Annotated in this window: 12 protein-coding genes; 6 read left to right on the forward strand and 6 right to left on the reverse strand. The window is 73.4% G+C overall.

Going from position 1 to position 12,439, the window contains the following annotated elements; genetic code table 11:
* Positions 1–2: 2 nt before the first annotated feature.
* Positions 3–896: an STAS domain-containing protein gene (locus tag ACIHEJ_RS29590; protein WP_400140129.1), complete on the reverse strand. Its 894-nt coding sequence runs from the start codon at positions 894–896 to the stop codon at positions 3–5.
* 292 nt (positions 897–1,188) lie between these two features.
* Between ACIHEJ_RS29590 and ACIHEJ_RS29595 the strand changes: the two genes are divergently transcribed.
* A complete protein-coding gene (locus ACIHEJ_RS29595) occupies positions 1,189–1,797 on the forward strand; it encodes a MarR family transcriptional regulator (RefSeq protein ID WP_400140131.1) in 609 nt (202 codons plus the stop codon).
* 303 nt (positions 1,798–2,100) lie between these two features.
* Here ACIHEJ_RS29595 and ACIHEJ_RS29600 read toward each other — a convergent pair whose 3' ends face one another.
* The 3 genes from ACIHEJ_RS29600 to ACIHEJ_RS29610 all read right to left on the reverse strand — a co-directional run bounded on the left by ACIHEJ_RS29600 (position 2,101) and on the right by ACIHEJ_RS29610 (position 5,302).
* The gene (locus ACIHEJ_RS29600; RefSeq protein ID WP_400140133.1) at positions 2,101–2,580 is read right to left on the reverse strand and encodes an SRPBCC family protein; all 480 of its coding nucleotides are present in this window, start codon (positions 2,578–2,580) and stop codon (positions 2,101–2,103) included.
* 201 nt (positions 2,581–2,781) lie between these two features.
* The gene (locus tag ACIHEJ_RS29605; protein ID WP_400140135.1) at positions 2,782–3,960 is read right to left on the reverse strand and encodes an acyltransferase family protein; all 1,179 of its coding nucleotides are present in this window, start codon (positions 3,958–3,960) and stop codon (positions 2,782–2,784) included.
* Positions 3,961–4,315: 355 nt separating this feature from the next.
* Positions 4,316–5,302, reverse strand: a complete 987-nt coding sequence (locus ACIHEJ_RS29610) for a Ku protein (RefSeq protein WP_400140137.1) — start codon at positions 5,300–5,302, stop codon at positions 4,316–4,318.
* A gap of 150 nt (positions 5,303–5,452) precedes the next feature.
* Here ACIHEJ_RS29610 and ACIHEJ_RS29615 point away from each other — a divergent pair, with 150 nt between their 5' ends.
* Positions 5,453–5,800: a hypothetical protein gene (locus ACIHEJ_RS29615; protein ID WP_400140139.1), complete on the forward strand. Its 348-nt coding sequence runs from the start codon at positions 5,453–5,455 to the stop codon at positions 5,798–5,800.
* 15 nt (positions 5,801–5,815) lie between these two features.
* On the opposite strand, the gene ACIHEJ_RS29620 is transcribed toward ACIHEJ_RS29615, so the two are convergent.
* Entirely contained in the window at positions 5,816–6,733 is a 918-nt protein-coding gene (locus ACIHEJ_RS29620; protein ID WP_400140141.1) for a hypothetical protein, read from the reverse strand.
* A 204-nt stretch (positions 6,734–6,937) separates the two neighbouring features.
* On the opposite strand from ACIHEJ_RS29620, the gene ACIHEJ_RS29625 reads away from it, so the two are divergent.
* From ACIHEJ_RS29625 to katG, 3 genes are all read left to right on the forward strand, one after another.
* On the forward strand, positions 6,938–8,134 hold the full coding sequence (locus ACIHEJ_RS29625; protein ID WP_400140143.1) for an abortive phage infection protein: 1,197 nt from the start codon (positions 6,938–6,940) through the stop codon (positions 8,132–8,134).
* A 508-nt stretch (positions 8,135–8,642) separates the two neighbouring features.
* Positions 8,643–9,080: a Fur family transcriptional regulator gene (locus ACIHEJ_RS29630; RefSeq protein ID WP_400140144.1), complete on the forward strand. Its 438-nt coding sequence runs from the start codon at positions 8,643–8,645 to the stop codon at positions 9,078–9,080.
* A 33-nt stretch (positions 9,081–9,113) separates the two neighbouring features.
* The gene (gene katG / locus ACIHEJ_RS29635; protein WP_400140146.1) at positions 9,114–11,339 is read left to right on the forward strand and encodes a catalase/peroxidase HPI; all 2,226 of its coding nucleotides are present in this window, start codon (positions 9,114–9,116) and stop codon (positions 11,337–11,339) included.
* A 113-nt stretch (positions 11,340–11,452) separates the two neighbouring features.
* On the opposite strand, the gene ACIHEJ_RS29640 is transcribed toward katG, so the two are convergent.
* Positions 11,453–11,854, reverse strand: coding sequence for a hypothetical protein (locus ACIHEJ_RS29640; protein WP_400140148.1), 402 nt, complete (start codon positions 11,852–11,854; stop codon positions 11,453–11,455).
* Positions 11,855–11,861: 7 nt separating this feature from the next.
* Here ACIHEJ_RS29640 and ACIHEJ_RS29645 point away from each other — a divergent pair, with 7 nt between their 5' ends.
* Complete coding sequence (locus ACIHEJ_RS29645) at positions 11,862–12,305, forward strand: DUF4232 domain-containing protein (protein WP_400140150.1); 444 nt, start codon at positions 11,862–11,864, stop codon at positions 12,303–12,305.
* Positions 12,306–12,439 lie beyond the last annotated feature (134 nt).

Below are 12,439 nucleotides of genomic sequence, written 5' to 3' on the forward strand. Positions count from 1 at the left end.
GTTCACCGGGCGCTCGCACCCGCGTCCGCACGGCTGACCTCGATTCCCTGCCGGCTCAGCGCGTAGGCCAGCGCGTCGGCCAGCGAGGCACGGGTGAGCACCGAGCCGAGGTCGATGCCCAGCTGAACGATCGTCTGGGCGATGGCCGGGCGGATGCCGGAGACGATGCACTCGGCACCCATCAGCCGTGCGGCGGCCACCGTCTTCATCAGGTGCTGGGCGACGAGCGAGTCGACCGTCGGCACACCGGTGATGTCCAGGATGGCGTACCGGGCCCGCTGGTCGACGATGGCCTCCAGCAGCGACTCCATGACGACCTGACTGCGCGCGCTGTCCAGCGTCCCGATCAGCGGTACGGCGACCGTGCCCTCCCACAACTTGATGACGGGGGTGGCCACTTCGAGCAGCTGCTGCCGCTGCCGCTCGATCAGCTCCGCGTTCGCGTCCAGCGCCGTCTCCATCATCACCAGGCGCAACGTACCCATCAGCAGGGTCAGCGCCAGCACACTGTCCTGGGCCTGAGCGGTGGTGGCGTCGGTGAACTCCTCGCGCAGCAGCTCCACCGCGGGGACGCGCAGCCCGGCCACCTCGTCGGCGATCTGGGCCGGAGTGGATCCGGCGCGGGCCCGGTTCTGGGCCATGCGCCCCAGCTGGTCCCGGACCGCGGTGAAGCCGGGCGCCCGGACGTCCTCCAGCCGTCCCGTCACCGCCACGTCGGACAGCGCGTCCAGCACGACCTTGCACGCCTCGACCGCTTCGTCGCGGGAGACGGTGAAGACCGAGCGGAACAAGGGGGCGTCCGCCCAGCGCTGGGCGACCTGTTCGCGGCGCTGCTCCAGGAACGAACTGACCAACCGCGGCGCGGATTCGGCCGCATCCTGCTCCGGCACTCTCATCCTCTCCTCTCACACAGCCAGGTGCCGCCGCTGGGCCGGCGCCGAGCCGATCATTGCCGTCCGACAACCGTAGCCCTCGGCTTCCTGCCCGGCCAAACCCTGATCCTGCCCGCCGGTGGACCCCGGTGAGCGCCGAACGGTCTCCCTGCGACGGGCGGCCGGAACTCCGCCCAGGGGCCGTACCGGGCGTCAGGCGGGGCTCGCCACAGGCCGGGGACCGGCCGTTTCCCTTCCGGTGTAGGGCCGCCCGGACACCGGCGGACGTCATCCCGATCCCGGTGGGAGGGGGACCGTGGCCGCCTTCCGTACCGGGGGAGCGCCCGGCGAGTCCGACCGGACCGCCCGGACGGCCGCCACGGCCGCGGACCTGCCGGACCTGCTCCCGGTTTGGGCCCCCACCGGGCCGGCCTGCGCCGCACAGGTGCGGGTCCCGCTCGTCCTGGCCCACCACGACGCCGTCGACCTGCGGGCGCTCGCCCGTCCTCTCGGCACCGCGCCCCAGCCCGGGAGCCGGCTGTGCCACCGGCGGCAGATCACTGACCCCCTGGAACGCGAGCCCTGCTCCGCGGACCGGCGCGAGGCGCGGCCGCGGCTCAGCGGCCGGGGCCGGTCGCACCGCGTCCGACTGCAGGCGCGCATGGAGCGGGAGACACGGCCCGTCCTGGCCGCGACGCCACCGGCCAGGAGGGAGGCACCGCGGGAGGGACTGGAGGCCTTCCGTGCGGCGGCCCCGTCGATCCTGGCACGGGAGGCCGCGACGGCCGTGGGAGAAGCGGCTGTCCCCGGCCGGGAGCCTGCTGCCGATGAGGCGCGAGGCGGTGGCTCGGGGCGGCGCCCGGACTGGGACACGCTGCCGCGGGCCGCCGATCCCCTGGACGCCCAGGGCTCGGTCACGCGGTGACGTGCCTCCGTCTCCGGAGGCTCCGGGAGTCCAGGCACGTCGAGCGGTGCCTCCGTGGCTTGCGCACCCCGGTTCCGGCGGTGCGCGCCGGGGCGGCGGTGCGGAGGGGCGTCGGACGGCTCGGCCGTCGCCGGCCGGCCCACCCCGGTCTTGGTCCCGCGCACGTCGACTCGGCTCCTTCGTAGCGTCGAGCGGTGTCGGCCCGGCGGCTTGTGCCGCCGGGCCGGTCTTCGGTGGGCCGCCTACCCCGGATCGCGTCGGACTCTCCCGGGTGTTGCCGAGATCACCCGGGAGTGCGACCGCTCAGAACGCGCTGCCGCCCCCCGGGCCGCCGACCTCGCCGCGCCACGCCCCCGTCTCCTGGCCGCCGCGTCCCTCGATGAACTCCTTGAACCGGTGCAGATCACCGGAGACACGCCGCTTGACCAGGCCGAGCTTGTCGCCGACCGTCTCGGTCACCCCCTCCGGCTCGAAGTCGAGCTGGAGCATGACCTTCGTGGTGGACTCGTCGATGCGGTGGAAGGTGACCACACCCGCCTGGCGTGCCGCACCGTCGACCGTGGTCCAGGCGACCCGCTCGTCGGGCCGCTGCTCGGTGATCGCCGCGTCGAACTCGCGCCGGACGCCGCCGATGTTCGTCACCCAGTGGGTGAGGGTGTCCGTCCGCTGTTCGATGCGTTCCACGCCCTCCATGAACGCCGGGAACGTCTCGAACTGGGTCCACTGGTTGTAGGCGGTGTGCACCGGCACGTCGACCCGCACGGACTCCTCGACCTGAGACATGCATGACCCCTCTCGTCTCGTCGAACTGCGTGAGGGGACCGGGTTCCTGTCTGCGCCCGGGATATGCCCACGATCACGATGTGGTGACGTGCGGCCGGCCGGAGCGCGAGCCCGGGAAGCAGGCGGACGCCTCAGGCCGAAGCCACCGGTGAGGCCGCCGGCGCCGCGCCACCTCCCGGCGGGAGCACCGTCCCGGCCGGCTCAGTCGGACGCGGCGGCCGGGGACTCCTGACGGGCCGGTGCCGGTTCCGGCTGTGCGGCCGGGCGCCCGCGGCGGCGGAGCAGCAGTCGTCTCGCCGGACTTTCCACCGCCTCGTACAGCACCCAGGACAGCCCGAGCGACACGCTGAACGCGAGCGCCGTGACGGCCAGCCCCGCGAGGGCCCCGAAGTGAGGCTTCGTCCCCAGCAGGTTGGTCGCGGCGCGCAGCACCAGCAGGTGGATCATGTAGAAGGCGAACGACAGTTCCCCCAGCCGCACCAGTCGCCGATGCCGCCACAGCGAGGGCAGCCCCTGCAGGTCGGCGACGGCCGCCGCCGGGATGAGCAGCGTGAACCCGATCAGGGTGCACACCGTGGCGGAGTAGCCGGGAGTGACCTGGGGGACGAAGAAGTAGCCGATGATCGCCAGGGCGAGGGACGCCTCGAGACCGGGCCCGCGCCACCGGCCGAGCAGCACCAGCCGCGCGGTGACCGCACCGAGGACGAACTCGGGCAGCCGGGCGGCCGGGAACGAGTAGAGCGGGTACGTCCACCAGTGGTGGGCGTCGGCCCGGGCCAGGACCAGGACCGCCGCCACGGACAGCGCGCCGAGCAGGACCGAGCCGCGCGCCCCGAGCCTGCGCAGCAGCAGGATCAGCAGCGGGAAGGCGGCGTAGAAGAACGCCTCGCAGGTCAGCGACCAGCTGACCGGGTTCAGCGTCTGCCACCAGGGGCGCCACCAGGAGTGCAGCAGCAGCACGTTGGCCAGTGCCTGCTTGGGGGACGGCCTGGTCTGGTGGGCCAGGGTGTACGTCATGAGGAGGGCGACGGCCAGGGTGACCAGGTGCACCGGGTAGACACGGGCGATGCGCCGCCGCCAGAAGGCGAGGGCGCGGTCGCGGGGCCGCGCCGACCAGGTCAGCACGAATCCGGACAGCACGAAGAAGAACGACACTCCGGTGGCACCGGCACCGAATCCCCAGGAGACGACGTGGCCGCCGGTGCCCCCGAAGTAGCCGAAGTTGTTCACGTGCAGTCCGAAGACCAGCAGCGCCGCCATCCACCGCAGCCCGGTGAGGGACGGCAACGAGGCACCGGCGGCGGAGGGGCTGGACCGGCCGGTCGACGTGCCGGTACGGGTGGGCGGCGTCCGGAGCGCCCGGGTCGTCGCCGTGGTCATCGAATCACCTGCCGCAGAGGATTGGCGTGGGGCATGAAGGGGTACCTTGCCCGCTCACCCCGGGTCCATCACACCACATGGCAAACATCACACTGCTGGCGAACGACGGACCCCTCCGTATGCCACGGACGGCCGGTCCGGGTGCACCCGTACGAGTGACGCCCGGCCGACCGCCTCGTCGAGGTGCCCCGGGACCTGTCCGCCGTCGGCCACGACGACACCCATCTCTCGCACCTGACCGCTTCGCCGTCGGGTGGCTGGAGGACCCTCAACCGGAGCCCTGCAAACCGGAGTTGGAACCCGATCTCGTGGTCAGGGGCACCAGCGGGCCACCGCCCGCCCGAGCCGGTGACCGTCAGGCCGCCTTGCCCGCCAGTGCCTTGATGAGCTGGTCCCGGGTCATCTTCGACCGGCCCGGCACGTCCGCCGCGCTCGCCCGCTCGTAGAGCGCGGCCTTCGACAGGGTCGCGAGGTCCTCGGCGCCCTCCGTGCCGCCTTCGGCGTGCTCGGCGCGGCCGGCGCGTTTCCCCTCGGCGCGCCCCCGGGAGCCGGAGCGCCGGGACCGGCTCTGCTCGACGCTGCGGCTGAGCGCCTCCATGAGGTCGATGACGTTGGTCGCCTCCGGCGGCTCCGGCTCGCCGACGACCTGCTCGCCCTTCTGCTTCGCGGCGACGAGCTGCCCGACCCGTTCCTCGTACGTGTCGTGGTAGTCGCCCGGCCGCCAGTCGATGGTGAGGGCGTCGATCAGCTGCTGCGCGGTCCGCAGCTCCTTGCTGCCGGACTTCACGTGCCGCTCGGGCAGTCCGGGCACCACGTCTGCGGGGTCGCGCACCTCGTCCGCCCAGTGCAGGGTGTGCAGGACCAGCACGCCCGGCTGGGCGCGCAACGCGGTCAGATACTCCTTGCCGCGCATGGTGAGGGTGGCGATCCCCGCCTTATCGGACCGCTCCAGCGCCGCCCGCATCAGCTCGTACACCGTCATGTACTCCTTGCCGCGCGGGCCGACGTAGTACGTGCGCCCGAAGTAGACCGGCTCGATCTGACGGAGATCGACGAACCCGGCCATGTCGATCACCTTGGACCGCCCCGGCGCGATCTCCTCCAGTTCCTCGGGCTCGACGACCACGTACTCGCCGTCACCGATGTCGTAGCCCTTGACGATCCGGTCGGGATCGACCTCCTTGCCGGTGCGCTCGTTCACCCGCTTGTTGCGGATCCGGTCCGAGGTGCCGCGCTGGAGCTGGTGGAAGTGCACGGTGTGGTCCTCGGTCGCGGTGTACAGCCCCACGGGCAGCGTGACCAGCCCGAAGGTCAGGACACCGGTCCAGATGGGTCTCGCCATGACTGTCCTCGCCTCCCGGGGCGCCCTCGGGCGGGCCTTCAGGGACAGTGTCCGAGCGGTGCAGCAGGTAGGCCACCGGACCGCGTCCCGGAGCGCCACGGACGCCTGGGGCGTCGTCACCGACAGGCTGGTCCACGGCAGCGCCTCGGCATGGAGGCCCGGCCCGGCGAGATCGATCCCGGTCGCGAGCCGGACGACCTGCCCGCCCACCCGGACGGTGTCGGCGTGGCGCGCCGGGGTGGCGGCGACGGCGCCGGTCCGGCGGGGCCGGCACCGGATGCGCGGGGCGGCCGGCGGAACCGGACCGGGGAACCACGGGGTGCGCACCGCAGTGGCGCGCGGGCCCGGACCGGGCCGGTGGTCCTGCGGTCACCGGTCCACGGGCGCGTTCGCCAGGGCATGTACGCCCTGTCGCGGGCCGTCGCCCCGACCGGATCGGCAGCCGACTGGCTGGTGTACGCGCCCGGAACGGCCGCCCGCTTCCGGCACTTCGCCTGACACCGCGGGCGTGGGTCACGCCGTACGGCGGGTGGGCGAGTGCTTCGCCTCCACGGCAGCCGCCTCCTCGACAGCCGCCTCGGCCCGGCGCCCGGCCTCGCGTACGGCGCGGTCGGCCCGGCGGGCCCGTTCCCGCGCCCCCTGCTCGTCGGCGCGGGCCTGTCGCTGTTCCTCCTGCGCGCCGCGCAGCTCCTCACGCAGCCCGCGGACGCGCTCCTCCGCCTCGGCCACCCTGCCCCGGGCCTCCTCCGCCTCCCGCCCGGCCGCCTCGGCCTCCGCTTCCCGGGCCCGCACCTCCCGCTCCGCGTCACGGGCCTTCTCGCGGGCCTCGGCGATGCGCCGGCGCCGCGCGGCCTCTTCCGCGCGCTTCCCCTCCCGGGCGGGCTTCCTCGCCTCGGTCGTGGTGGCAGTGGCGGTCGCGGTGGGCGCGGGGCAGCCTGTGAGCACGGCCTCGTCGGCTGCGGGAAACCCGAACGTCGAGCTGAGCGGCTTCACCAGGCGGCCCGCCGCCCACTCCCGCGCTGCCGCCGGGTCGGCGAGGACGGCGTGCAGGGTCTCCTCGACCTCGCGCTGGACCCCCTCGCCCACCGGGTGCCCGGACTGCGCGGCCAGCTGCCGGGCCTGCCGGCCGAGGGCGCCGATCACCTCGTTCTGCCGCCGGGCGAGCTTGCGCAGCTGCCCGCCGTCCAGCTCCCGGTGCGCGCGGCGCAGTTCCTCGCCCAGGTCGAGCAGCGGCTGGACCCCCTCCGGCCGACGGCGGACCAGCAGATTGCTGACCCAGGCGGCCAGGCTCGGCCGTCGCAGCGCGCCGATCTCCCTGGCGAGACCCTGGTCACCGGCCTTGCGGGCCTCCAGGGCGCGGCGGCCCCGGGCGGCGACGAACTCCTCCGGCCGCAGCGCGTACAACTCGTCGGCGACGGTATCCAGCTCCACCGGCGTTTCCCTCGCGAGCTTCGGTGACGGACTCCGAGTTTCCCACCGTGCGTGGCTCATGTGCCTGATGAGGCTCGTCGCCGGCCCGTGGCGGCTCCGGCGGCCGTGGTCGCGACTTTCGGCGGCGCACTTGCCGCCTTTCGGCCGGGCGCCGCAGACCGTCGGCGGACAGTGCCTGCGGGCCGGACTCGGCAGGGTGGCCGTATGCAGAGGACCAAGGGGATCAAGCGCGCACAGTTCCTCGCCGCGATGGCGTCCGCCGGGCTCACCGCGGCACTCCTGCCCGCAGGGCCGGCCCGGGCGGCCGGGGCGAGCACGGGCGCGGCTCGGGCGGACAGGACACGGGTGGGCCGGGCGCGGGGCGGGCTGCGGCACCGGGGTGTCGTCTACACCGTGGGGGAGGGGGAGACTCCGGGGACGGCGTTCAGCACGTCCCGGATGCGGGCGGACATCCGGGCGATCCGCGACGAGTTGCACGCCGACACCGTGGACGTCACCGGCGACGGAGTGGACCGCCTCACGGCCACCGCGGCAGAAGCCGCGGAAAGGGGCCTGCGCGTGTGGCTCCAGCCCACCCTCGGCGACGTCCCCGAGCGGGACATCCTGGAGCACCTCGCCGAGACCGGCCGGTTCGCGGAGCGGCTGCGCCGGCAGGGGGCCGCCGTGGACCTCGGCGTCGGCTGCGAGTTCTGGCTCTTCGTACCCGGCATCGTCCCGGGGGACACCGCCCAGGAACGCATCCGGAACCTGCTCGAGGGCACGGTGGACCCCGTCGCGATGCAGCGCCGCCTCGACCGTTTCACGGCGAAGGCGGCTGCGGTGGGCCGTTCGGTGTTCCGCGGCAGGCTGAGCTACGCGGCCGCCCAGGACGACCACGTCGACTGGCGGCTCTTCGACATCGTGGGCATCGACTACTACTCGTACTTCCCCGACAGGGCGGGCCACGTACGGGAGTTGAGCCGGTACCTGCGGTGGGGCAAGCCGCTGGCCGTCACCGAGTTCGGCACCTGTGCCTACGTGGGGGCGCCCGAGTCCGGAGGCATGGGATGGGACGTCGTCGACCACGACAAGAACCCCGCGGAGATCAAGGGACACCTGGTCCGCAGCGAGCGCACCCAGGCGGAGTACCTCCTGCAACTCCTCGACGTGTTCGACTCGTTGGGCCTGTACGCGGCGATGGCCTTCGAGTTCGTCACCCCCGACGCCCCGCACCGGCCCGGCGATCCGCGCCACGACCTCGACCTGGCGAGCTACGCCATCACCAAGACCCTCATGGACCGCCCGAACGACCCCGCCTCCGGCCGGCACTGGGAGCCGAAGCAGGCCTTCCACGCCCTGGCCCGACGCTACCGCGTGCGGAACGCGTCGAGGGCGGGGGCACCCGGCCGGCCGCGTCCATGAGCTCCCGGTAGGCCCGCCCGTGGGAGCGGACGTCGGCCGGTGCCCCAGGCGCCCTGGGGCACCGGCCGTACGGGCGTGCGGCAGGCCATGGCGCGCCGGGCGGGCCGAAGCCGTCCGGCGGGCCGGGTGACGCGTGGCGGGCGGAAGCCGTCTGCGGCGGGCCGGGGTGCGCTTGGCGGGCGGCAGCCGTGGACGGCGGACCCGGGCACGTGAGACCGGCGGATGCCGTCGGTGTGTCGTGTCGCGGCTCACCCGTTCGGAGGATGTCCCGGCTTGCCGCGCGGTCGTGGGCGGTGTGCGGCCCACATCATGCGTGCATGCCCCCGACCGGCCACCGGGCCGCCCCCGCCCGCCGCCCCGTGCAAAGGCCTGCAGAGGCGAACGCGGCGACGGGCGCGGACAGGGACACGGCGACGGACGCACACCACCGGCAGGCCGCGACGCACGACCAGAATTGTATTGTTCGTTTTCTTGAATCCTTCGTGTTTATGAGGGTAGCGTCGCCCGCATGACCGCCTCCCCGACCCCGACCACCGCCGAGGAACTCCGCGGTGCCGGCCTGCGCGTGACGGCGGCCCGCGTCGCGCTGCTGGAGACCGTCCGGGACGGCGACCACCTCGGCGTCGAGGCGATCGCCTCCGGGGTCCGTGACCGCGTAGGCCATATCTCCCTGCAAGCCGTCTACGAGGCTCTCCACGCCCTCACCGCGGCGGGACTCGTGCGCCGTATCGAGCCGGCCGGTCATCCGGCCCTGTTCGAGGGGCGCGTGGGCGACAACCATCACCACCTCGTGTGCCGGTCGTGCGGTGCCGTCGTCGACGTGGACTGCGCCGTCGGCGACGCGCCCTGTCTGACCGCCTCCGACGACCGCGGCTTCTCCGTCGAGGAGGCCGAGGTCGTCTATTGGGGCACGTGCCCCGACTGTTCCACCGGCCACAGTTCCTGAGCACCGAGTTCCGCACAGTTCGGAAGGATTGCCATGACTGAGAACCACGACGCGATCGTCACAGACGCGAAGGCGCAGGGGGCGAGTGGCGGCTGCCCCGTCGCCCATGACCGGGCCCTGCACCCGACCCAGGGCGGTGGCAACCGCCAGTGGTGGCCGGAGCGGCTCAATCTGAAGATCCTTGCCAAGAACCAGCCGGCGACGAACCCGCTCGGTGAGGAGTTCGACTACGCGGAGGCGTTCCGGAGCCTCGACCTCCCGGCCGTCAAGCGCGACATCGCCGAGGTGCTCACCACCTCGCAGGACTGGTGGCCTGCCGACTTCGGCCACTACGGCCCTCTGATCATCCGTATGGCCTGGCACAGCGCGGGCACCTACCGCATCAGCGACGGCCGCGGCGGCGCAGGCGCCGGTCAGCAGCGCTTCGCCCCGCTGAACAGCTGGCCGGACAACGTCAACCTGGACAAGGCCCGCCGCCTGCTGTGGCCGGTGAAGAAGAAATACGGCCAGAAGATCTCCTGGGCCGACCTGATGATCCTCGCCGGCAACGTGGCCTTGGAGTCCATGGGCTTCGACACCTTCGGCTTCGGCGGCGGCCGCGCGGACGTGTGGGAGCCGGAGGAGGACGTCTACTGGGGTCCCGAGACCGCCTGGCTGGACGACAAGCGCTACACCGGCGACCGCGAACTGGAGAACCCGCTCGGCGCGGTCCAGATGGGTCTGATCTACGTCAACCCCGAGGGCCCGAACGGCAACCCGGACCCGCTGGCCGCGGCCCGCGACATCCGGGAGACGTTCCGCCGTATGGCGATGAACGACGAGGAGACCGTCGCGCTGATCGCCGGCGGCCACACCTTCGGCAAGACGCACGGCGCCGGCCCCGCCGACTCGGTCGGCGTCGACCCCGAGGCCGCCGGCCTGGAGGAGCAGGGCCTCGGCTGGCGGAGCACCTACGGCACCGGCAAGGGCCGGGACGCCATCGGCTCCGGCCTCGAGGTGACCTGGACCACCACCCCGACCCAGTGGGGCAACGGCTTCTTCGACATCCTCTTCGGTTACGAGTGGGAGCTGACCGAGTCCCCGGCCGGCGCCAAGCAGTGGGTGGCCAAGGACGCCGAGGCCATCATCCCCGACCCGCAGGACCCGTCGCAGAAGCGTCTGCCCACGATGCTGACGACCGACCTGTCGCTGCGCTTCGACCCGATCTACGAGCCGATCTCCCGCCGGTTCCACGAGAACCCGCAGGAGTTCGCCGACGCCTTCGCCCGCGCCTGGTACAAGCTCACCCACCGTGACATGGGCCCGAAGTCGCTGTACCTCGGCCCGGAGGTCCCGCAGGAGACGCTGATCTGGCAGGACCCGCTGCCGGAGCGCGAGGGCGAGCTGATCGACGACGCCGACGTCGCGGCCCTGAAGACCAAGCTCCTCGAGTCCGGTCTGTCGGTGTCCCAGCTGGTCACCACCGCCTGGGCGTCCGCCTCCACCTTCCGGGCCAGTGACAAGCGCGGCGGTGCCAACGGCGCCCGGATCCGCCTGCAGCCGCAGCGCGGCTGGGAGGTCAACCAGCCCGACGAGCTGGCCCAGGTGCTGCGCGTCCTCGAGGGCGTCCAGCAGCAGTTCAACGCCTCCTCGGGCGCCAAGAAGGTCTCCCTGGCCGACCTCATCGTCCTCGGCGGTGCCGCGGCTGTCGAGAAGGCCGCCAAGGAGGCCGGCTTCGAGGTCCGGGTGCCCTTCACCGCGGGCCGCGTGGACGCCACCGAGGAGCAGACCGACTCCGAGTCCTTCGAGGCGCTGGAGCCGACGGCGGACGGCTTCCGCAACTACCTGGGCAAGGGCAACCGCCTGCGCGCCGAGTTCCTGCTGGTCGACAAGGCGAACCTGCTGGACCTGAGCGCCCCCGAGATGACGGTGCTCGTCGGTGGTCTGCGCGTCCTGGGTGCCAACCACGCGCAGTCGCAGCTCGGCGTCCTCACCAAGACGCCCGGTGTCCTCACCAACGACTTCTTCGTCAACCTGCTCGACATGGGCACGACCTGGAAGTCGACCTCCGAGGACCAGACCACGTTCGAGGGCCGCGACGCCGTCACGGGCGAGCTGAAGTGGGCCGGCAGCCGCGCCGACCTGGTCTTCGGTTCCAACTCCGAGCTGCGCGCCGTCGCCGAGGTCTACGCGAGCGACGACGCGAAGGAGAAGTTCGTGAAGGACTTCGTCGCCGCGTGGGACAAGGTCATGAACCTGGACCGGTTCGACCTGGTCTGAGCATCGCTTCGAGGGCGTCCGGGCCGACCCGCGCAGGTCGGCCCGGACGCCCTCGTCGTTCGAGCGGAGACCCAGCCTCCCGTCATGGAACCGTCACAGGTGATCCACGACCGTCACAGCTGGATCACAGCGGCAACCCGGGGTCTCCCCCCTCTGTCTCCGTCGGTGAGCACCGGCACGGAGCCGGTCGCACCACGCACACCGGAATCGGGGGACCCCATGCAGTACCGCACCACCATCCGCCTCGCCGCCTCGGCGACGGCCGTGATCGCCGCCGCGCTGTCGCTGACCGCGTGCCAGTCGGACGGCGACGCGTCGGCCAGGACGTCCTCCCCGGCACCGGCCTCCCGCGCCCCTTCCGGCACCGCCTCCGCCGCCGCGAACCCCGGTTCCTCGGCCTCGTCGGCCGCGGGATCCTCGACGCCGGGATCGTCCACGCCGGGATCCTCGACCTCGGGCTCGTCCGGCGGCACGTCGACCGGGTCGGGTGCCTCGGCCTCTCCCGCCTCCGACACCGGCACGGTGCCGCCGTGCTCGCCGTCGGCCGTGAAGGCGACGGCCTACCAGGCGGCCGACCGCCCGGCCGGCACCGGCACGGGCGCGGCGATCATCGAGTTCACCAACGCCTCCGCGCACGCGTGCAGCCTGCAGGGCCACCCGACGGTGGCCGGTGCGGGCAACGGCTCGCCCTCGCACAACAGCCCCCTGAAGGTGACTCCCACGGGCGCGGCCCCGGCCGTGCGCCTCGCCCCGGGCGGCAAGGCATGGGTGAAGCTGACCTTCGTACAGGTCCAGGGCGAGGCCGACGGCTACTGCGTCTCCGGTGCGAAGCCCGTCGTCTACCCGACGCTCGTGGTCGGCCTGCCCGGCTCCGGCGCGCACCAGGTCGCCCTGTCCGACGGTGAGTTCGCCGAGTGCGACAACACCGTCACCGCGAGCGCGGTCACGGCGGCGAAGCCCGCCTGACCGCACCACCGGTCGCCGGGCGGGGGGGGGGGGGGGGGGGGGGGGGGGGGGGGGGGGGGGGGGGGGGGGGGGGGGGGGGGGGGGGGGGGGGGGGGGGGTGGGGGGGGGGGGGCGCGGGGGGGGGCGGCGCGCGG

It is taken from the genome of Streptomyces sp. NPDC052301, from assembly GCF_044593395.1.
Lineage (GTDB): Bacteria > Actinomycetota > Actinomycetes > Streptomycetales > Streptomycetaceae > Streptomyces.

Coding starts and splice junctions, on each gene's coding strand:
- ACIHEJ_RS29590 (WP_400140129.1), bottom strand. CDS start 896: ATGAGAGTGCCGGAGCAGGATGCGGCCGAATCCGCGCCGCGGTTGGTC.
- katG (WP_400140146.1), top strand. CDS start 9,114: ATGACTGAGAACCACGACGCGATCGTCACAGACGCGAAGGCGCAGGGG.
- ACIHEJ_RS29610 (WP_400140137.1), bottom strand. CDS start 5,302: ATGGCGAGACCCATCTGGACCGGTGTCCTGACCTTCGGGCTGGTCACG.
- ACIHEJ_RS29605 (WP_400140135.1), bottom strand. CDS start 3,960: ATGACCACGGCGACGACCCGGGCGCTCCGGACGCCGCCCACCCGTACC.
- ACIHEJ_RS29600 (WP_400140133.1), bottom strand. CDS start 2,580: ATGTCTCAGGTCGAGGAGTCCGTGCGGGTCGACGTGCCGGTGCACACC.
- ACIHEJ_RS29625 (WP_400140143.1), top strand. CDS start 6,938: ATGCAGAGGACCAAGGGGATCAAGCGCGCACAGTTCCTCGCCGCGATG.
- ACIHEJ_RS29630 (WP_400140144.1), top strand. CDS start 8,643: ATGACCGCCTCCCCGACCCCGACCACCGCCGAGGAACTCCGCGGTGCC.
- ACIHEJ_RS29615 (WP_400140139.1), top strand. CDS start 5,453: ATGGAGGCCCGGCCCGGCGAGATCGATCCCGGTCGCGAGCCGGACGAC.